Origin of the sequence: Streptomyces sp. NPDC056479, from assembly GCF_042795335.1 — a bacterium.
GTDB lineage: Bacteria > Actinomycetota > Actinomycetes > Streptomycetales > Streptomycetaceae > Streptomyces.
This window is the reverse complement of sequence record NZ_JBHTRZ010000013.1, coordinates 288,789-307,526: the sequence shown is the minus strand read 5'-3', so window position 1 is coordinate 307,526 and position 18,738 is coordinate 288,789. Positions and strand designations below refer to the sequence as shown.

The 18,738-nt window shown below is 71.0% G+C and carries 13 protein-coding genes; 5 read left to right on the top strand and 8 right to left on the bottom strand.

Translation table 11 applies throughout. The features are described 5' to 3' along the window. Window positions 1-164: 164 nt before the first annotated feature. The gene (locus tag ACFQ6S_RS40790; RefSeq protein ID WP_383420764.1) at window positions 165-2,288 is read right to left on the bottom strand and encodes a protein kinase; all 2,124 of its coding nucleotides are present in this window, start codon (window positions 2,286-2,288) and stop codon (window positions 165-167) included. Between the two features lie 193 nt (window positions 2,289-2,481). Here ACFQ6S_RS40790 and ACFQ6S_RS40785 point away from each other — a divergent pair, with 193 nt between their 5' ends. After that, the gene (locus ACFQ6S_RS40785; protein ID WP_383420762.1) at window positions 2,482-3,582 is read left to right on the top strand and encodes a serine hydrolase domain-containing protein; all 1,101 of its coding nucleotides are present in this window, start codon (window positions 2,482-2,484) and stop codon (window positions 3,580-3,582) included. 123 nt (window positions 3,583-3,705) lie between these two features. Here the strand turns inward: ACFQ6S_RS40785 and ACFQ6S_RS40780 are convergent, their stop codons facing one another. After that, complete coding sequence (locus ACFQ6S_RS40780; protein ID WP_383420761.1) at window positions 3,706-5,412, bottom strand: glycerol-3-phosphate dehydrogenase/oxidase; 1,707 nt, start codon at window positions 5,410-5,412, stop codon at window positions 3,706-3,708. 263 nt (window positions 5,413-5,675) lie between these two features. On the opposite strand from ACFQ6S_RS40780, the gene ACFQ6S_RS40775 reads away from it, so the two are divergent. Then, complete coding sequence (locus tag ACFQ6S_RS40775) at window positions 5,676-6,884, top strand: nucleotide sugar dehydrogenase (protein WP_383420760.1); 1,209 nt, start codon at window positions 5,676-5,678, stop codon at window positions 6,882-6,884. A gap of 549 nt (window positions 6,885-7,433) precedes the next feature. On the opposite strand, the gene ACFQ6S_RS40770 is transcribed toward ACFQ6S_RS40775, so the two are convergent. The 4 genes from ACFQ6S_RS40770 to ACFQ6S_RS40755 all read right to left on the bottom strand — a co-directional run bounded on the left by ACFQ6S_RS40770 (window position 7,434) and on the right by ACFQ6S_RS40755 (window position 11,829). Then, window positions 7,434-8,558, bottom strand: coding sequence for a GuaB3 family IMP dehydrogenase-related protein (locus ACFQ6S_RS40770; RefSeq protein WP_383420758.1), 1,125 nt, complete (start codon window positions 8,556-8,558; stop codon window positions 7,434-7,436). Between the two features lie 104 nt (window positions 8,559-8,662). Next, window positions 8,663-10,171 carry an IMP dehydrogenase gene (gene guaB / locus ACFQ6S_RS40765; RefSeq protein ID WP_383420756.1) on the bottom strand — a complete coding sequence of 503 codons (1,509 nt, stop codon included), beginning with the start codon at window positions 10,169-10,171 and terminating at the stop codon, window positions 8,663-8,665. A gap of 153 nt (window positions 10,172-10,324) precedes the next feature. Next, on the bottom strand, window positions 10,325-10,912 hold the full coding sequence (locus tag ACFQ6S_RS40760; protein ID WP_030946246.1) for a sigma-70 family RNA polymerase sigma factor: 588 nt from the start codon (window positions 10,910-10,912) through the stop codon (window positions 10,325-10,327). Window positions 10,913-11,217: 305 nt separating this feature from the next. Further along, window positions 11,218-11,829: a response regulator transcription factor gene (locus ACFQ6S_RS40755; RefSeq protein ID WP_003948568.1), complete on the bottom strand. Its 612-nt coding sequence runs from the start codon at window positions 11,827-11,829 to the stop codon at window positions 11,218-11,220. A gap of 381 nt (window positions 11,830-12,210) precedes the next feature. Here ACFQ6S_RS40755 and ACFQ6S_RS40750 point away from each other — a divergent pair, with 381 nt between their 5' ends. After that, complete coding sequence (locus ACFQ6S_RS40750; protein WP_370263259.1) at window positions 12,211-12,540, top strand: WhiB family transcriptional regulator; 330 nt, start codon at window positions 12,211-12,213, stop codon at window positions 12,538-12,540. 53 nt (window positions 12,541-12,593) lie between these two features. On the opposite strand, the gene ACFQ6S_RS40745 is transcribed toward ACFQ6S_RS40750, so the two are convergent. Next, window positions 12,594-13,490: a LysR family transcriptional regulator gene (locus ACFQ6S_RS40745; RefSeq protein ID WP_383420753.1), complete on the bottom strand. Its 897-nt coding sequence runs from the start codon at window positions 13,488-13,490 to the stop codon at window positions 12,594-12,596. An 80-nt stretch (window positions 13,491-13,570) separates the two neighbouring features. On the opposite strand from ACFQ6S_RS40745, the gene ACFQ6S_RS40740 reads away from it, so the two are divergent. Both ACFQ6S_RS40740 and ACFQ6S_RS40735 read left to right on the top strand, forming a co-directional pair. Next, the gene (locus ACFQ6S_RS40740) at window positions 13,571-14,239 is read left to right on the top strand and encodes an MOSC domain-containing protein (protein ID WP_383420751.1); all 669 of its coding nucleotides are present in this window, start codon (window positions 13,571-13,573) and stop codon (window positions 14,237-14,239) included. Window positions 14,240-14,361: 122 nt separating this feature from the next. Beyond that, window positions 14,362-15,135 (top strand): SDR family NAD(P)-dependent oxidoreductase, encoded by a 774-nt coding sequence (locus tag ACFQ6S_RS40735; RefSeq protein ID WP_383420749.1) that lies wholly within the window; start codon window positions 14,362-14,364, stop codon window positions 15,133-15,135. On the opposite strand, the gene ACFQ6S_RS40730 is transcribed toward ACFQ6S_RS40735, so the two are convergent. After that, a complete protein-coding gene (locus ACFQ6S_RS40730; RefSeq protein WP_383420747.1) occupies window positions 15,098-18,730 on the bottom strand; it encodes a hypothetical protein in 3,633 nt (1,210 codons plus the stop codon). The two genes, ACFQ6S_RS40735 and ACFQ6S_RS40730, sit on opposite strands and share 38 nt — an antisense overlap. Between the last annotated feature and the right edge of the window lie 8 nt (window positions 18,731-18,738).

Below are 18,738 nucleotides of genomic sequence, written 5' to 3'. Positions count from 1 at the left end.
GTTGGTCAATTCCGTTCGCCTTGCGTCGCGTTCCGGACGCACGTCTGGATGCGCACGGTCCGCAGGCATTCACGATACGTGCCGGAGGCAACCCGCAAAGAGGGCTTGCCGTATCTCACGGCTCAATCCCCGCCGTCACGAGCCCAAACCCGCAACGGCTCACTTCACGACTTCGGCTTGAACGAACCGGTCAGTGTCTTCCAGGTGTCCTTGCGGAGCTCGCTGTCCCAACCGGAGGCCTTCGCGGAGTACATCAGCGCGTACCCGCGGCTGTCGTCCACGACGAACCCACGGTCGATCGTCCGGTACTTCGTGCCGCCCTCGACATAGGTGAACTCCCAGTCGGCCGCGTTCCAGTCGCGGTAGTCCACCTGCTCTATGCGGATGCGCTCGTACTGCGAGCGCTGCATGTACTGCTCCTGGTTCTTCCAGTCCGCGACCGGGTCGTCCTGCGGCGTGGACGTCCAGGCGACGAGCAGCTTCTGCCCGTCGGGCCCGGTGAACCGGTCCCCCGCCGACCCCGTGGACTGGAACTTCCACCCGTCGGGCAGCCCGATCGTGTACCCCTGGCCGCCCTTGTGGGTCGAGGCGGCCCCGCTGTCGCCACCGGACCCCGCCTCCGCACCGCTGCCCCCGGTCGCGCTCGCCCCGGCGCTCGGCGTCTTGCCCTCCGCGCCGGAACCGGACCCCGACCCGGAGCCGCCCGTCGCGGAGGTGTCACCGTCCGTACGGGTACCGCCGCTTCCGTCCTTCTTGGTGTCGGCACTGCCGCTCGCCTCGGCCGAGGTCTTGGCCCCGCCTCCGCTCGCCGCACCCGTCGAGTCATCGCCGCTGCGGAGCGCGATGGCCAGCACCACGCCGATCACGGCCAGCGCCACGACCACCGCGATGATCACCAGTGTCCGCCTCGGCACCACATCGGTCAGCGGCGCCCTCGGCACGGGCCGCGCCGGCAGATCCGGCGGCGGCATCACGGGCCAGCCCGAACTCCGCCCCGCATCCTGCCCGTTCCCGCCCGTCGCATCCCGCTCACCGGCGCCGGCGCCCGCCTTGTCGTCGGCACTCGCCGCGGAACCCGCGGCCACACCGCCGCTCCCGGCTCCGGAGCCCCGCCCCGAAGCCCCGGCCCCCGACGAAGCTCCGGCTGCGCCCGCTTCGGCGGACGACTTGGCCGCCGCACCGCCGGACCCCGAATCGTCCTTCTCACTCACGGACTTGGTACGACCGGCGGCCGCCCCGGCCGCCCCCGCACCCACGGCGGCCTTCCGCACGGAACGCAGCGCCCCGCGCAACCGCTCCCCGGCCTCCTCACCCCGCTTGCCTCCGGACCCGGAACGCCCCTTCTCCGCGGGCGCGCCGGGCTGCGGCGGCAGCGGCACGACCTTCGTCGCGTCCGCCGGCTCCGGCTCGGACTTGGGCTCGGGCGCGTGAATGACGGCGTTGAGCATCGCCCGGGCACCGGCGTCGTCGAGCCGCTTCTCGGGGTCCTTGGTGAGCAGGCCGTAGATGACGTCCTTCAGCGGCCCCGCGTTCTTCGGCTCCTCCAGCGGCTCGGTCATCACCGCCGTGAGCGTGGCGATGGCGGAGCCCTTGTCGTACGGCGGCACACCTTCGACCGACGCGTACAACAACCCGCCCAGCGACCACAGGTCGGCCGCGCGGCCCGGCTTGTGCCCGCGGGCCCGCTCCGGGGAGATGTAGGAGGGCGCGCCGACCAGCATGCCGGTCGAGGTGATGGACGGGTCGCCCTCGACCTGGGCGATGCCGAAGTCGGTGAGCACGACCCGCTCGGTGTCGGACTCCAGCAGGACGTTCGACGGCTTCACGTCGCGGTGCAGGATGCCCTCGCGGTGCGCGGAGCGCAGCACGTCGAGCACGGCCAGCCCCACCTCGGCCGCCCGCTTGGGCTCGAGCAGGCCGTCCTCCCGGATGACCTCGGCGAGCGACTTGCCCTCGACGAGCTCCATCACGATCCACGGCCGGTCGTCCTCGTCGACCACGTCGAACACCGTCACCGCGCTGTTGTTGCGGATCCGCGCGATCGCCTTGGCCTCACGCAGGGTTCGCGTGATCAGCCGCCGCTTCTCCTCCTCGTCGATGTTCGACGGGAACCTCAGCTCCTTGACGGCGACGGTCCGCCCCAGCGTCTCGTCGACGGCACGCCACACCGTGCCCATGCCGCCCCGGCCGAGGACTCCGCCCAGCCGGTACCGCCCCGCGAGGAGACGCTCACGGTCGTCCTGACGAGTGTCCTGACGAGATGTCCCCGCCCGCTCCGGCTCCGACATGCGTCCCCTCATACAACCCGCCCTGACAGAGCCTCCATTGTCTCTCACCCGACAAGTGCCCAACGCCCAGGGTGCCTCTCGCCCCGCCACCGGGCCGCACGGGCCGAACGCCGGGTCCGGATCCGCCCTAGCCCCGATGAACCGCGCGTTCCGCCGCCCGGCATGATGAGCCGGGATGAGGGGAGGCACCCGCGTGGCGCGACGGACGACACCACTGCCGCGGGCACTGCCGGCCGTCCCTGTCCTCCTGACCCTTCTCTGCCTGCTCGCGCCGGCGCTTCTGGAACTGTCCCCGACCGCATCGTCGGTGCTCACCGCCTCGTCGACCTCCGGGCCCCCGGCGACGGACGCCCTCCTCGCACGGCTCGTCACCCGGGGCAGGGCTCCCGCCGCGGCCCTGCTCACCCGCGAGGACGGCGGCCTCCGTTACGTCCGGGCAGGCCAAGGCATCGCCCGCACCGACCACTTCCGCGCCGGCAGTGTGACGAAGACGTTCATCGCGACGGTCGTCCTGCAATTGGCCGCCGAGCGACGGCTGTCGCTGTCCGACCCGGTGGAGCGGCACCTGCCCGGCCTGGTGCGCGGGGCGGGCAACGACGGGCGCGCGCTGACCCTTCGTTCCCTGCTGACCCACACCAGCGGCCTGTACGACTTCACCGCCGCGACAGACGGCACCGTGCCCGTCACTCCGCTTCAAGCCGTCCGTACCGCGCTCACCCACCCTCCTGCCGACCCTGGCAGCTACTCCTACTCCAACACCGACTACGTGCTCCTCGGCCTGGTGATCGAGCAGGTCACCGGCCACTCGTACGCCGCCGAGGCCGAACGGCGCATCATCGCTCCGCTGCGTCTGACGGGCACCTCCTTCCCTGGATCCCGCACCTCTCTTCCCGATCCGCACGGCCGTGCCTACGCCACCGACGGGACCGATGTCACCGAACTCGATCCGCGGGTGGCCGGCGCGGCCGGCGAGTTGGTGACCACGCTCGCCGACCTCGACCGCTTCTACGCCGCGCTGCTGGGCGGCCGACTGCTGCCCCCGCGCGGGCTGCGCGAGATGCTCGACACCCGTGCCGCACACGGCTCGTACGGCATGGGGCTCTTCCCCGTGAAACTGCGCTGCGGCACCGTCGTATGGGGGCACAACGGGCGCATCTCCGGCAGCTACGTGCGCTCCGCGGCCACCGTCGGCGGTCGTCGTGTCCTGACCTTCCGGGTGAACACGACGGCGATCGCAGATCCCGGCCTGGAGCCCCGGCTGCTCGCCGCCGAGTTCTGCCCTCGCACCAAGTAGAACGCCCAGGGTTCGAGCAGAGATCCCGACTCCGATCACCCGTTCGGGTGATGTTCGCCCAGGTCGACACGCTCGGCGCCCACCTCCCGGGCCAGGACTCCACGCGGTCGAGGCTCGGCAGGACTACAGCGGCACGATGTCCGGCGCCCCCAACCGCGCCGCGTCCGCCGTCAGGTCGTCCGGCTGTCGCTGCGACTCCCGCTCGGCCTCCACCCGCTTCTGGTAGTGCTCGATCTCGCGCTCGATGTGGTCCTTGTCCCAGCCCAGCACCGGCGCCATCAGCTCGGCCGCCTCGCGCGCGCACCGCTGGCCCCGGTCGAAGGTCTCGATGGAGATACGTGTGCGCCGCGTCAGCACGTCGTCCAGATGGCGTGCCCCCTCGTGCGAGGCGGCGTACACGATCTCGGCGCGCAGATAGTCGTCGGCGGACTGCAGGGGCCGGCCCAGCGAGGGGTTCTCGGCGATGAGCTCGATCAGCTCCTCCGTGAGTGCCCCGTACCGGTTCAACAGGTGCTCCACGCGCACCACATGAATGCCCGTCCGCGCCGCGATCCGCGCCCGCGCGTTCCACAGCGCCCGGTAGCCCTCCGCGCCCAGCAGCGGGATGTCCTCCGTCACGCACTCGGCGACCCGCATGTCGAGCCCGTGCACCGCCGCGTCCACCGCGTCCTTGGCCATCACCCGGTACGTCGTGTACTTGCCGCCGGCCACGACGACGAGTCCGGGCACGGGGTGGGCCACGGTGTGCTCGCGCGAGAGCTTGCTGGTGGCGTCCGACTCGCCGGCGAGCAGGGGCCGCAGTCCCGCGAACACGCCCTCCACGTCGTCCCGGGTGAGCGGCACCGCGAGCACCGAGTTCACATGTTCCAGCAGGTAGTCGATGTCCGCGCTGGACGCGGCCGGGTGGGCCTTGTCGAGGTCCCAGTCGGTATCGGTGGTGCCGACGATCCAGTGCCGGCCCCAGGGGATGACGAACAGCACCGACTTCTCGGTGCGCAGGATCAGCCCCGACGTGGAGTGGATGCGGTCCTTGGGCACGACCAGGTGGATGCCCTTGGAGGCGCGCACGTGGAACTGCCCGCGCTCCCCCACCATCGACTGGGTGTCGTCGGTCCACACACCGGTCGCGTTGACGATCTGTTTGGCGCGGACCTCGTACTCCCCGCCCCCCTCGACGTCCCGCACCCGGGCCCCGACGACCCGCTCGCCCTCGCGCAGGAACGAGGTCACGCGCGCGCGGTTGGCGACCTTCGCGCCGTAGGCCGCCGCCGTGCGCACGAGGGTGGCCACATAGCGGGCGTCGTCCATCTGGGCGTCGTAGTACTGCAGCGCGCCGACCAGCGCGTCCTTCCTCAGGGCGGGTGCGACGCGCAGGGCATGACGGCGGGTCAGATGGCGGTGCAGGGGCAGGCCCCGCCCATGACCGCGGGCCATCGACATCGCGTCGTAGAGCGCGACGCCCGCACCGGCGTACAGACGCTCCCAGCCCTTGTGCCGAAGCGGGTACAGGAACGGCACCGGCTTCACCAGATGCGGTGCGAGCCGCTCCAGCAGCAGCCCGCGCTCCTTGAGGGCCTCTCTCACCAGCACGAAGTCGAGCATCTCCAGATACCGCAGACCGCCATGGACCAGCTTGCTGGACCTGCTGGAGGTGCCCGACGCCCAGTCGCGGGCCTCGACCAGGCCGGTGGACAGTCCGCGGGTCACCGCGTCGAGTGCGGTGCCGGCGCCCACGACGCCACCGCCCACGACCAGTAGGTCCAGCTCGCGCTCGGCCATTGCCGCCAGTGACTCGGCGCGCTCCGCCGGCCCCAGTGTCGCTGTCCTCACCGCTGCCTCCCGCTCATCGGTCGCGTAGGCCGCACCCGTCGGGCGAAGCCCGCTTCGTACCCCCTATGCCCAAAATTCTGACCGCGTTGCCCGACTTCAGCCACCACGCGCTCCCAGCCTGTGGACAACACTCCCGGAAACGCGATCATTCAATGCAGCAAATCGGTCATATTTACTCCTAGTCTGACATTGCGCTCCCTCGTCCTGTCCACAGGGGTTGCGCACCTGTCCCGCTTCGGTTATTGGGAAGGACGGCCCACGCCATGCCCGCAGATCTCGCCGTCATCGGACTAGGCCCGTACGGCCTGCCCCTGGCCAAGGCCGCGGTCGCCGCCGGCATCGCCACGATCGGCTACCGGACCGGGCCCGAGGCCGGCTCCCTCAGTCCCGCCGAGCTGCGCCGGATGCTCTCGGGGGGTTTCCGGCACGCCACCAACCCGGCCGACCTGGGCCGGGTACGCACCGCCGTCATCTGCCCGCCCACCCCGCGCGGCGCGGACGGCGGGCTCGACCTGAGCCAGCTGGAGGCGGCCGCCCACACCCTGGCCGCACAGCTGCGCCAGCACACCACCGTCATCCTGGAGTCGCCCGTCCCCCCGGGCACCACCGAGAACGTCCTGCGCCCGCTGCTCGAAGAGGGCTCCGGAATGCGCGCAGGACGCGATTTCCACCTGGCCTACTCCCCCAGCCGCGTCGACCCCGGCAACCGTCACTTCACGCCCGCCAACACTCCCAAGGTGATCGGCGGCCTCACCCCCGCGTGCACCGAGTCGGCGGCCGCCTTCTACGGGCGTCTCACCGACAAGGTGGTACGCGCGCGTGGCCCGCGCGAGGCCGAGACGGTGCAGGTGCTGGAGACCAACTTCCGGCACGTCAACATCGCCCTCGTCAACGAAATGGCCGTCGTCTGCCACGACTTGGGCGTCGACCTCTGGGACGTCATCCGCTGCGCGGAGACCAAGCCGTTCGGCTTCCATGCCTTCCGCCCCGGCCCCGGCGTCGGCGGCCACGCGGTCCCGCAGGACCTCACCGGCCCCGCCGGCCGCACCCTGCGCATGGTCGAGCTGGCCCAGCAGGTCAACAGCCAGATGCCCCGCTACGTCATCCAGCGCGCCGCGACCCTCCTCAACGAGCACGGCAAGTCCGTGCGCGGCGCCCGCATCCTCCTGCTCGGCGTCACCTACAAGCCCGACCTCGCCGACCAGCAGTCCACGCCCGCCCAGGAGGTCGCCATCCGCCTGCTGGAGCTGGGCGCCTCCATCAGCTACCACGACCCCTACGTCGCGTCCTGGGGCGTCCTGGACCGGCCGGTACCGCGCGCGGACGCGCTGTACGAGGCGGTCGCGGAGGCCGACCTCACGATCCTGCTTCAGCAGCATCGGACATATGACCTGCAGGGACTGTCGGTGAAGGCGCAGCTGCTGCTCGACACGCGGGGGGCGGCGCCTACGGGGGCGGCGCATCGGTTGTGAAGAGGGGCGCGTGGGGTGTGAGCCGCCGGGGTTGGTGGCGTGGGGCATGCTGCGCCGGTACCGTGTGGAACAGGTGGAGCCCACCGCAGAGGGTACTGCGATGGGCTCCGAACGGATTACGGGTGTCCGCCCCTAACTCTTATAGGGGCGGCCGCTCACCGTCCGTAGTACCACAAGATGCACCTCCTCCGGAACTTCACCAGCCGAAGCCAAGTGCGATCCCAGCGGGTGGGCTTGCGGTGACGGCCCATGGGCGCGCCCCCTTCCACGATGCCGCCCATAGACCCGGTAGGCGGTCCGTCTGGAGCTCGGGCCGGGCCCCGAGGGCCGGGGTCCGGAACATCTCCTTGGAAGGGGGCGCCCCAAGAGAAGGGGTCGCCGATCAGTGACACTAGCGACTCACTTCACCCGTTCAGCCCACATTCGCCCCAAACGCAACCACGCGCCCCTTCCGGCACAACGCGCCCCCACCCAAGCCCACTTGGGCACAGAAAAGGGCCGGTCACCCCACCCGGAGTGACCGGCCCTTCGCAAACGCCGATGGGATGGCTACCGCATGTGCTGCGAGTCCGCGACCGTCACCTCGACCCGCTGGAACTCCTTCAGCTCGCTGTACCCGGTCGTGGCCATCGCCCGCCGCAGCGCACCGAAGAAGTTCATCGAGCCGTCCGGCGTGTGCGACGGCCCCGTCAGTACCTCCTCGATAGTGCCGACCGTGCCCAGGTCGACCTTCTTGCCGCGCGGCAGCTCCTCGTTCACGGCCTCCATGCCCCAGTGGTGGCCCTTGCCGGGCGCGTCCGTGGCGCGGGCCAGCGGGGAGCCCATCATCACCGCGTCGGCGCCGCAGGCGATGGCCTTGGGCAGGTCGCCGGACCAGCCGACGCCGCCGTCGGCGATCACGTGCACATACCGGCCGCCGGACTCGTCCATGTAGTCACGGCGGGCCGCCGCCACATCCGCGACCGCCGTGGCCATCGGGACGCGGATGCCCAGCACGTTCCGTGTGGTGTGCGCGGCGCCGCCGCCGAAGCCGACCAGGACGCCCGCCGCGCCGGTGCGCATCAGGTGCAGGGCGGCGGTGTACGTCGCGCAGCCGCCGACGATCACCGGGACGTCGAGCTCATAGATGAACTGCTTCAGGTTCAGCGGCTCGTGCGAACCGGAGACGTGCTCCGCCGAGACAGTGGTGCCCCGGATGACGAAGATGTCCACGCCGGCGTCGACGACCGCCTTGGAGAACTGGGCCGTGCGCTGCGGGGAGAGCGCGGCGGCCGTGACCACGCCCGAGTCGCGCACCTCCTTGATGCGCTGCCCGATCAGCTCCTCCTTGATGGGAGCGGCGTAGACCTCCTGGAGACGGCGCGTGGCGGCCTCCGTGGGCAGCTCGGCGATCTCGTCGAGCAGGGGCTGCGGGTCCTCGTAGCGCGTCCACAGGCCCTCGAGGTTCAGCACGCCGAGGCCGCCGAGCTCGCCGATGCGGATCGCGGTGGCCGGGGAGACGACCGAGTCCATGGGAGCGGCCAGGAAGGGCAGCTCGAAGCGGTAGGCGTCGATCTGCCAGGCGATCGAGACCTCCTTCGGGTCCCGCGTACGGCGGCTGGGGACGACGGCGATGTCGTCGAAGGCGTACGCCCGCCGGCCGCGCTTGCCGCGCCCGATCTCGATCTCAGTCACGTCTGTGGCCTTTCCCTGATGCGTTCAGCGTCTTCCAGTATCGCCGACGGGTACGACAAGGGCGGCCCCGGAGGTTCCGGGGCCGCCCTCGGGAAGCCTGACGTCTACTTGCTACGGCTGTAGTTCGGTGCCTCGACCGTCATCTGGATGTCGTGCGGGTGGCTCTCCTTCAGGCCCGCCGACGTGATCCGCACGAACTGGCCCTTGTCCTGCAGCTGGGGAACCGTCCTGCCGCCGACGTAGAACATCGACTGGCGCAGACCGCCGACCAGCTGGTGGACGACCGAGTGCAGCGGGCCGCGGTAGGGCACCTGGCCCTCGATGCCCTCGGGGACCAGCTGCTCGTCGGAGGCGACGCCCTCCTGGAAGTAGCGGTCCTTGGAGAACGACTTGCGGTCGCCGCGGGACTGCATGGCGCCGAGCGAACCCATGCCCCGGTACGACTTGAACTGCTTGCCGTTGATGAACAGCAGCTCGCCCGGGGACTCCTCGCAGCCCGCGAGCAGCGAGCCGAGCATGACGGTGTCGGCGCCCGCGACGAGCGCCTTGGCGATGTCGCCGGAGTACTGCAGGCCACCGTCGCCGATGACCGGGATGCCGGCCGCCTTGGCGGCGAGCGAGGCCTCGTAGATGGCCGTGACCTGCGGGACGCCGATGCCGGCGACGACGCGGGTCGTACAGATGGAGCCGGGGCCGACGCCGACCTTGATGCCGTCGACGCCGGAGTCGATCAGCGCCTGGGCACCGTCCCTCGTGGCGATGTTGCCGCCGATGACGTCGACGCCGGACGAGTTCGACTTGATCTTGGCGACCATGTCGCCGACCAGGCGGGAGTGGCCGTGCGCGGTGTCCACGACGATGAAGTCGACGCCCGCCTCGATCAGCGCCTGGGCGCGCTCGAAGGAGTCACCGGCGACACCGACCGCGGCACCGACGAGCAGACGGCCCTCGGAGTCCTTCGCGGCGTTCGGGTACTTCTCGGCCTTGACGAAGTCCTTGACCGTGATCAGGCCCTTGAGAACACCCTGGTCGTCGACCAGCGGAAGCTTCTCGATCTTGTGCTTGCGCAGCAGCTCCATGGCCTCGACGCCGGTGATGCCGACCTTGCCGGTGACCAGCGGCATGGGCGTCATTACCTCGCGCACCCGGCGCGCCCGGTCGCTCTCGAAGGCCATGTCACGGTTGGTGACGATGCCGAGCAGCTTGCCGGCGGGGTCGGTGACCGGGACACCGCTGATGCGGAACCGGCCGCACAGCGCGTCGGCCTCGGCGAGCGTGGCGTCCGGGTGGATCGTGATCGGGTCGGTGACCATGCCGGACTCGGAGCGCTTCACCAGGTCGACCTGGTTGGCCTGGTCCTCGATGGAGAGGTTGCGGTGCAGTACGCCGACGCCGCCCTGGCGGGCCATCGCGATCGCCATGCGCGACTCGGTGACCTTGTCCATGGCGGCGGACAGGAGCGGGATGTTCACCCGCACGTTCTTGGAGACGTACGAGGCGGTGTCGATCTCGTCGGGTGCCATGTCCGACGAGCCCGGCAGCAGCAGCACGTCGTCGTAGGTCAGCCCGAGAGTCGCGAATTTGCCGGGCACTCCGTCGACGTTGGCAGTCATGACACCTTCCCCAAATGGCCTTGATCGGTGCGGATGTCCATGCTAACGGGAAGCATGGGTTGCAAATTCCACGGTTCTGGGTGGCCGAGGGCTTCGTATGTTCGTACGGAACCGAGGTGAGGACGGTTCATTTGCGGTGCGCGCAAGGGAGCACTACTGCTCGGCGAGCGCCCGCAACCTGCTCAGCGCCCGGTGCTGGGCCACCCGTACCGCTCCGGGTGACATTCCCAACATCTGTCCCGTCTCCTCTGCCGTCAACCCCACCGCGATCCTCAGCAGCAACAGTTCGCGCTGGTTCTCGGGCAGGTTGGCCAGCAGTTTCTTGGCCCACTCGGCGTCGCTGCTGAGCAGCGCGCGCTCCTCCGGGCCGAGGGAGTCGTCCGGGCGTTCCGGCATCTCGTCGGACGGGACCGCGGTGGAACCCGGGTGCCGCATCGCCGCCCGCTGCAGGTCCGCGACCTTGTGCGCGGCGATGGCGAAGACGAACGCCTCGAAGGGGCGGCCGGTGTCCTTGTAGCGCGGCAGCGCGAGCAGGACGGCGACGCAGACCTCTTGGGCGAGGTCCTCGACGAAGTGCCGGGCGTCGCCCGGGAGGCGGGACAGCCTGGTGCGGCAGTAGCGCAGGGCCAGGGGGTGGACATGCGCGAGCAGATCGTGCGTGGCCTGCTCGTCCCCGTCCACGGCGCGGTGGACGAGTGCACCGATCGCCCCTGCGGCTTTGGCCGCCTCGTCGTCGCGCATCGGTCCATGGTGCCTTGCGGCCGTACGGTCCGTGGCATCGCGTCCGTTGTTGTGCACCGAAGCGTTATGAGCAGGTGCGCCGGAACTCATCCCTTGCGCCCTTCCCTTCCGCTCGACCGACTCGTCCCCGAGAGACTCCACATCTCAAGGATGCGGCATCCGCGGCGAAACGAGCATCGGGCACCGACAGGACCGATCGACCGATCCCGCAGCCGCGCCCCCGAAGGGGCGCGGGGAGCTGCGCGACCAGCCACGATGAACCCGCGGCTGCCAGACGACACAACGCGGCACCCACGGTGGGGCGCTTAACGAACCAGGCCCCACCGGAAGCCGAGCGCCACCGCGTGCGCGCGGTCCGAGGCGCCGAGCTTCTTGAACAGCCGCCGGGCGTGTGTCTTGACCGTGTCCTCGGAGAGGAACAGCTCACGGCCGATCTCGGCGTTCGAGCGGCCGTGGCTCATGCCCTCCAGGACCTGGATCTCACGCGCGGTGAGGGTGGGCGCCGCGCCCATCTCGGCGGAGCGCAGCCGCCGCGGGGCCAGCCGCCAGGTGGGGTCGGCGAGGGCCTGCGTGACGGTGGCGCGCAGCTCCGCGCGCGAGGCGTCCTTGTGCAGATAGCCGCGGGCACCGGCGGCGACCGCGAGGGCCACGCCGTCCAGGTCCTCGGCGACGGTGAGCATGATGATGCGCGCACCGGGGTCGGCGGACAGCAGCCGCCGCACAGTCTCGACGCCGCCCAGTCCGGGCATGCGTACGTCCATCAGGATCAGGTCCGAGCGGTCGGCGCCCCAGCGGCGGAGGACTTCCTCGCCGTTGGCCGCCGTCGTCACACGCTCGACGCCGGGCACGGTTGCCACCGCGCGGCGGAGCGCCTCTCGGGCAAGCGGGGAGTCGTCGCAGACGAGGACGGATGTCATGGCCGCCCTCCGCAGCTGATGCACGTCACCTTGAGCCTCCAGGCTGGTACGAAATCGTCACCTGTGCGGTCGACCGTCTCGGACGCCTGCCCGAGCGCTTGTTCCTTCAACCGCCTCCGCCCTCTCAACGACGGTCACTCGAAAGAGTTACGGGGGCATGCGCCGTCTTCGGCACTCTACGTGAGGGGACGGACACGAGGCAGACATGCACGACGGACCCGCAATGTTTCACCACAACCCATGCCCCATTCAGCCCTTTTTCTTCCCGTTTCATGGCGTTTGGGGCTAGATTCGCAATGAGTCATATTTTCATCTCCTTAGATCGTAGATGTACGGTCGTAGACACCGTATCCGCCTAGAACGGCTACAAGGGGTCACGCAATGGCAGATTTCTCCCGCCTTCCCGGACCGAACGCGGACCTGTGGGACTGGCAGCTGCTGGCTGCATGTCGCGGGGTGGACAGCTCGCTCTTCTTTCATCCGGAGGGCGAGCGCGGTGCGGCTCGGAGCGCTCGAGAGAACTCGGCCAAGGAGGTCTGCATGAGGTGCCCGGTGCGCGCGCAGTGCGCGGCACACGCGCTGGCGGTACGCGAACCGTACGGCGTCTGGGGCGGCTTGACCGAGGACGAGCGCGAGGAGCTCATGGGGCGGGCGCGCAACCGGCTGGTGTCGGCGTCGACAACCAGCGGCGAGGCCGGTCCGCACACCTGAAGGAACGTTTCTGCAATCAGGGCACGCGCATGCGTGCCCTTCCTTCTGCGCCGCTAGCGGGCCGCGGCCCGCGCAAGTTGCTCCAGCGTCGCCGCGACGGCCGGCACCTGCGCCAGGTCGGGCAGGGTGAGCGCGACGATCTCCCGGCGGACGGCCGGTTCCAGCGTCAGCATGCGCGCCCCTCGCGGCCGTACGGACTCGACGGCCAGCTGAGGCAGGACGGCCACGCCGAGGCCGGCGCCCACCAGGCCGACGACCGCCGGATAGTCGTCGGTGGCGAAGTCGATGCGGGGCGTGAAGCCGGCGCTCTCACACACCTCGACCAGCTGGCCCCGGCAGCGCGGGCATCCGGCGATCCAGGGCTCGGACGCGAGTTCCCCGATGGCGACGGACCCGGCGCGGGCCAGCCGGTGCCGTTCCGGTACGAGGCCGACGAGACGGTCCGTCAGCAGGGGGCGTACGACGAGGTCGTCCCACTCCCCCTCCTGCGCCGCACCCTCGTAACGGAACGCGAGCGCCACATCGCAGTCACCCTCGCGCAGCAGCTCGACGGATTTCGGCGGCTCGGCCTCCTCCAGGGAGACCCGGGTGCCGGGATGCGCGGCGCGCAGGGCGGCGAGGGCGGTCGGGACGAGGGCGGAGCTGCCGCTGGGAAAGGAGACGAGCCGTACGCGCCCGGCCCGCAGCCCGGCGATGGCGGCGACCTCCTCCTCGGCGGCGGTGAGCCCGGACAGAATCCCGGCCGCGTGCCGCACCAGCGCCTCACCGGCCTGGGTCAGCCGCATCTCGCGCCCGCTGCGGACCAGCAGGGGGGTGCCGACCGATGCCTCCAGGGCCTTCATCTGCTGGCTGACGGCGGGCTGGGTGCAGCCCAGTTCGCGCCCCGCCGCGGAGAAGGAGCCACTGGCGGCGACGGCGCGCAGCACACGGAGATGACGAGCCTCGATCACACGTCGAGCATAAGCGAACCTTGGATACGGCGTCGGATAATGCATGGACGCTTTGACTGCCGATCGCCTACCGTGCGGTCATGAAGCTTCTGTCCGTGAACCTGGGCCGCCGGAAGTCGGTGCCGTACACCGACCACCCCGAGGGTGTGACCGGGATAGACAAGCAGCCGGTCGACGGGCCGGTGCGGGTGGCGGCGCCCGGGCCCAAGGGGATCGCGGGAAGCGGCGTCGCCGGGGACGAGGTGTGCAGCCTGCGTCATCACGGCGGCGACGACCAGGCCGTGTACGCGGTGGCGCGTGAGGACCTCGACGACTGGGAGCGCGAGCTCGGGCGGCCGCTGGCGAACGGCGGCTTCGGCGAGAACCTCACGACCTCCGGCCTCGACGTGTCCGGCGCCCTGATCGGCGAGCGCTGGCGGATCGGGTCCGCGGTGGTGCTGGAGGTGACGTGCGGCCGGATCCCCTGTCGTACCTTCCAGAGTCATCTGGGTGAGAAGCAGTGGGTGAAGCGGTTCACGGCGAAGGCCGCGCCGGGCGCCTATCTGCGGGTGATCGAACCGGGCGAGATTCGGGCGGGCGACGCGCTGGAGATCATCCACCGGCCGGACCACGACGTGACGGTGGCGCTTCAGTTCCGGGCGGTCACCACGGACCGGGCGCTGCTGCCGAGGCTGTTGGCGGCGGGTGCGGCGCTGCACCCGGAGTCACTGGAGGCGGCGCACAAGTACGTGGCCCAGCACCGGAGCTGACGGAGCCTCATTTCACGACGCCCGACGAGCGCTCACCGCACCGGTCTTCGCCCGAACTTCACCGATCGGGAGGGGCTGTGCAGTAAACGGATGCACGCAGTCCAGGTCACTAATCTTGCGCCATGACAACGGCATTGATTACGGGATCGACCGCGGGTATCGGCGCCGCCTTCGCGCGGCGGCTGGCCGCCGACGGGCACGACCTCGTCCTGGTGGCCCGGGACACCAAGCGGCTGCGCGAACAGGCGACCGAACTGCACGACCGGCACGGCATCGAGGCCGAGGTGCTCACCGCGGACCTCGCCGAGGACACCGGCATCGAGACGGTCGCCGCCCGCCTCGGCGACCGCAGGAACCCCGTCGAACTGCTGATCAACAACGCCGGCTTCGGCAACAAGAGCCGCTACCTCGACGTCTCCATGGCCGACGAGCTCAAGATGCTCAAGGTGCACTGCGAGGCCGTACTGCGCCTGACGTCCGCGGCGGCCGAGGCGATGCGGGAGCGGGGCCGCGGCGGCGTCGTGAACGTCGCGTCCGTGGCGGCCTTCGTACCGCGCGGGACATACGGCGCGTCCAAGGCGTGGGTGGTGCAGTTCACGCAGGGAGCGGCGCGGGATCTGGCCGGGAGCGGGGTGCGGCTGATGGCGCTGTGCCCGGGATTCGTGCGGACCGAGTTCCATGAGCGGGCCGGAATGGGCACGGACAACATTCCGGGGTGGATGTGGCTGGACGCGGACAAGCTGGTGGCGGCGGCGCTCGGGGATCTGGCGCGGGGGAAGTCGCTGTCGATTCCGGATCCTCGGTACAAGGTGCTGTTGGGGGCGGCGAAGTTGGTGCCTCGGGGGATGCTTGGGGGGATCAGTTCGCGGACTGGGCGGAAGTACGGGCCGCAGTAGGGCGCTCCGGGCCCAGCGGGCTCCTCCATGTGGCGTTGCTCGTGCTCTCCACGGCTACCGGGCCGCGCAGGGCCTCCACGACGAGGGGCACCGCCCGGGGCTCCAGACGCAGCAGGGCGGGCAGCACCTGGGTCCACGAGATGTGGTGGAGCGCCGCGAAGAGCAGCCTGCGCGCTCTGGGCTCGTCGGCGTGGCACGCGATCTTTCCGAGGACCCTGCCGGTCTCGCGCTCCAGCGGAAGGAGCCCGCGCGCGAGCCGTTCGGCCCGGTCGTACGCCCCGGCCTCGGCGAGCACCTCGCCCACTTCGGCCCGTGCCCTGACCCGGACAGCGGCGTCCTCGATCCCGTCCACGAGGGCTTCGGCCTCATCGTGCCGGCCGACGAAGGCCAGAAGCCGCGCGCACGACGGCAACTCGTCCTGAGTGATGTCCGCGTGGGACACCGCGGTGGCGAGCCTGAGCCGAGCGGCGTCCACCTGCCCGAGCGCGACCAGCGCCTCGACCAGCGGTGTCGTCGGCGACCACACCTCGGGGCCACACACCTGGTCCGCCAGATCGGCCGCAGCGCCGAGCAGTAGCTCCGCGTCGCCGCATCGGCCGACAGACTGGGCCGTGAGGGCCAACCGCGCGAGGGCCGAGATCTGTTCGTCGACGTTTGCGATGCCCGACACGGCCTCCAGGGCGGCCGCGTCGTCACCCTTGAGTACAAGCCCGCGGGCAACCGCGGCGAGGATGCACTTACGGCCGCTCTCGCTCGGGCCGCCGGCCAGTAACGCGCGGGCCCGCTCGATCTGTCCGCCGCCGGCCAGCGCCTCCACGAGGGGGAACAGGATCAACAGGTGATCCGGAGCGCCTTCGAGCATCGCCTCCAGCCGCTGGAACGCCCCCGCGCCGGCCAGCACTTCGCACCCGGCCATGAGATACAGGTCCATTCCGAGTTCGTCGTCGGGCCAGACGAGCGCCTCCAGATGGGCGAGCATCGGGGGCTCGGAGGCCACGACGGCGGCCGCCTCGGCGGTGTGTCCGGCGTCGGCCAGCGCCTTCAGCGCGTCGGCCAGCTTGAACAGGTCACCCGGCACCAGGACCGCGCTGCGCGCCTCCTCCTCCAGATCGCAGAGGATCTGCTCGCTCTCGGCCGCGCGACCGCGGAGCGCGAGGGTCAGCGCCACCCTGGCCATCGCCTCGGACGAGAAGGGGAAGTCCGCCAACTCCCGTATCAACGCCTCGGCTTCCTCCATTCTGCCGAGGCATGCTCCCGCATCCGCCAGCGCGACCAGGAGATGGGAGCGAGCCTCTTCGTGGAAGAGACCGCCGCCTCTCTCGGCGGCCCGCGCAAAGTCTCCCGCCTCCGCGAGCGCACCGGCGACGCGTGCCTGTGCCCACTCCAGCTGCCGGTCTCCGTCCACCTCCTCCACCAGCCGGTCGGCCTGCTCCAGCTTTCCCCGGCGTACGAGCTCCGCGGCCAGGTCGGCTGCGACAGCCTCCCTGAGCGTCGGATCCGCCATCCTGGTGAGCCACGACTCCGCGCGGCGCAACTCCTCGTGCTCCGCGTCGGCTCGGGCCAGCGTCGCCCATGCCCGGTCTCGATCGCGGACGGATGCCGCGGTGCCGCCGCCCGTGTTCCGGACCCGGGTGGCGAGGATCGCCGCACGCTGGAGTTCGCCCGCCTCGACGAGCGCCTCCACCACTCCCCACGGCGACTTCAGCTCGCCGGCCGTCTCGACCGCCTCGTCGAGGAGACGGCCGGACTCCGCCGGCTCACGGGTTCGGGACAACGAGACCAGTGCCAGCGCCCTGGCTTCCGGGCCGCCCGCCCGCAGGACCGCCTCGGCATCCTCGGCGGCGCCGGCTCCGAACCGGGCCGCCGCCAGGGCCGCGAAGGCCAAGGCCCTCCGCGCCGGATCGATGATGCGGTCGGCGGCCGCACGCGCCGAGGCGAAGCGGTCCCCGGCGAGGTGCTTGGCCACCAGCCGCACCAACACGTCCTGCGTGTGCGCGGGCGGGACCGAGCCCAGGAGGTCGGCCGCCCGGCCGCACTCGTCGATGGCGACCAGGGCGAGACACAGCCGCCGCGTCATACGGTCACGGTCCTGCGTCCTGCGCACCCGGCGCACGGCTGTCCGGGCGTCGGTCAGCAGGGTCCGTGCGCGTTCCGGATCGCCCGCGTCCGCGAGCCTGCCCGCGATCGCCATGAGGACCGCGGCCCTGCTCTCGGGGTCGGTCAGGCTGTAGGCGAGGGCCTCCGCGCGGTTCACCTTGCCCAGCACCGCCCATGCCTCCGGAACCACCTCGGAGATACGGGCACTGCGCCCCGCGAGTTCGTCACGGTGCATGGCGAGCCGTAACGCGGCCAGCAGGTCGCCGCCCCGCCCTCGCTCGGCCACGTCGACCGTGACCTCCTGTGTCGTACGGATCTCGTCGAGCGCCGCGGCGTCGCCACCGGTCACGTCCAGCATCCGCTCGTGGCGGACGGTGTCCAGGGCGCACCGCATCATCCGGGGCAGATCGTCGGTCGCCCGCACCATGGAGAAGTACCCGCGCAACAGGTACTCCGGGGTCGCGTCCGGCCACCCGCGCTCCCGCCAGTCGTCCGCCCACGCGTGCAACCGGGCCCGGTACCGGTCCAGCTCGGCGGCACCGAGCATCTCCTCGGCCTGGGACTGCAGCTCCTCGTGACCCAGCAGGTAGACGCTCGCCCGGATGCCGAACGTCCGCCCCGCCCGGGTGCGCAGGACATCCTGGACCCGGAAGGCGCTGCTGCCGGTAAGTGCGGACAGATCGGCGGCCGCAAGGCCTCCGCCCGCAGCCGTCACCAATGCCAGCAGGTCGTACTCGAGTCCTCCGGTCTCGATCAGACACTTCAGCTCACGTTCCGCCTCGGCCCGGATCACCTCGGCCCGCGGGGACAGGCTCAGTGGCCGTACGGCCTCGGCGCACCACAGCGGATGACCCTGCGCCACATCACCCGGGAGCGGTGGGTTCAGCCGGCTCGCCACGACAACCCGCATCCCGTGCTCGGGCCGTGCGGGCAGCAGACTGGCGATGCTGTGCGCCTCCGAACCGGTGGTGACGCCACGGTCCTCGTCCAGGCCGTCGACGATCAGGACCAGCCGTTCGCCCCGCTGGGCACAGACTTCCGCCGCCTCCCGGTACATGCGCAGCAGATGGGCTTCCCGGGTCGCCTCCGTCAGATAGCCGGGGATGCCCTCACCCACCAGCTCCGCCAGCTGCTCCAGCACGACATCCACGTACGCCACCACGTCGTTCTGTGCCCCCAGCCGAGCCGTCACGAAGAAGGGCACGATCCGCACGCCATGCGGCGGGTGCAGCGCGAACCACGACATCAGGGCCGTCTTGCCCGCCCACGCCGCCGCCCGCCACCAGACGTACGACGGCCCGGACTCGGCGGTGCAGAAGGCGGCGAGGTCGTCCAACTCGCGGTCGCGGTCGACGAGTTCGAAAGGGGCGATACGGCGGACCTGCTCCCAGTACGCCGAGCGCACGGCGGGCGCCAGCACGATCTGGTTGTCGTCGCCCGTGACGGCCACCCCGATGTCGCCGCCCGCCGAGACGGACCGGCTCCCCCGCGCTCGCATCCCGTCAT

Coding starts and splice junctions, on each gene's coding strand:
- ACFQ6S_RS40790 (WP_383420764.1), bottom strand. CDS start 2,288: ATGTCGGAGCCGGAGCGGGCGGGGACATCTCGTCAGGACACTCGTCAG.
- ACFQ6S_RS40775 (WP_383420760.1), top strand. CDS start 5,676: ATGCCCGCAGATCTCGCCGTCATCGGACTAGGCCCGTACGGCCTGCCC.
- guaB (WP_383420756.1), bottom strand. CDS start 10,171: ATGACTGCCAACGTCGACGGAGTGCCCGGCAAATTCGCGACTCTCGGG.
- ACFQ6S_RS40760 (WP_030946246.1), bottom strand. CDS start 10,912: ATGCGCGACGACGAGGCGGCCAAAGCCGCAGGGGCGATCGGTGCACTC.
- ACFQ6S_RS40755 (WP_003948568.1), bottom strand. CDS start 11,829: ATGACATCCGTCCTCGTCTGCGACGACTCCCCGCTTGCCCGAGAGGCG.
- ACFQ6S_RS40750 (WP_370263259.1), top strand. CDS start 12,211: ATGGCAGATTTCTCCCGCCTTCCCGGACCGAACGCGGACCTGTGGGAC.
- ACFQ6S_RS40740 (WP_383420751.1), top strand. CDS start 13,571: ATGAAGCTTCTGTCCGTGAACCTGGGCCGCCGGAAGTCGGTGCCGTAC.
- ACFQ6S_RS40735 (WP_383420749.1), top strand. CDS start 14,362: ATGACAACGGCATTGATTACGGGATCGACCGCGGGTATCGGCGCCGCC.
- ACFQ6S_RS40730 (WP_383420747.1), bottom strand. CDS start 18,730: ATGCGAGCGCGGGGGAGCCGGTCCGTCTCGGCGGGCGGCGACATCGGG.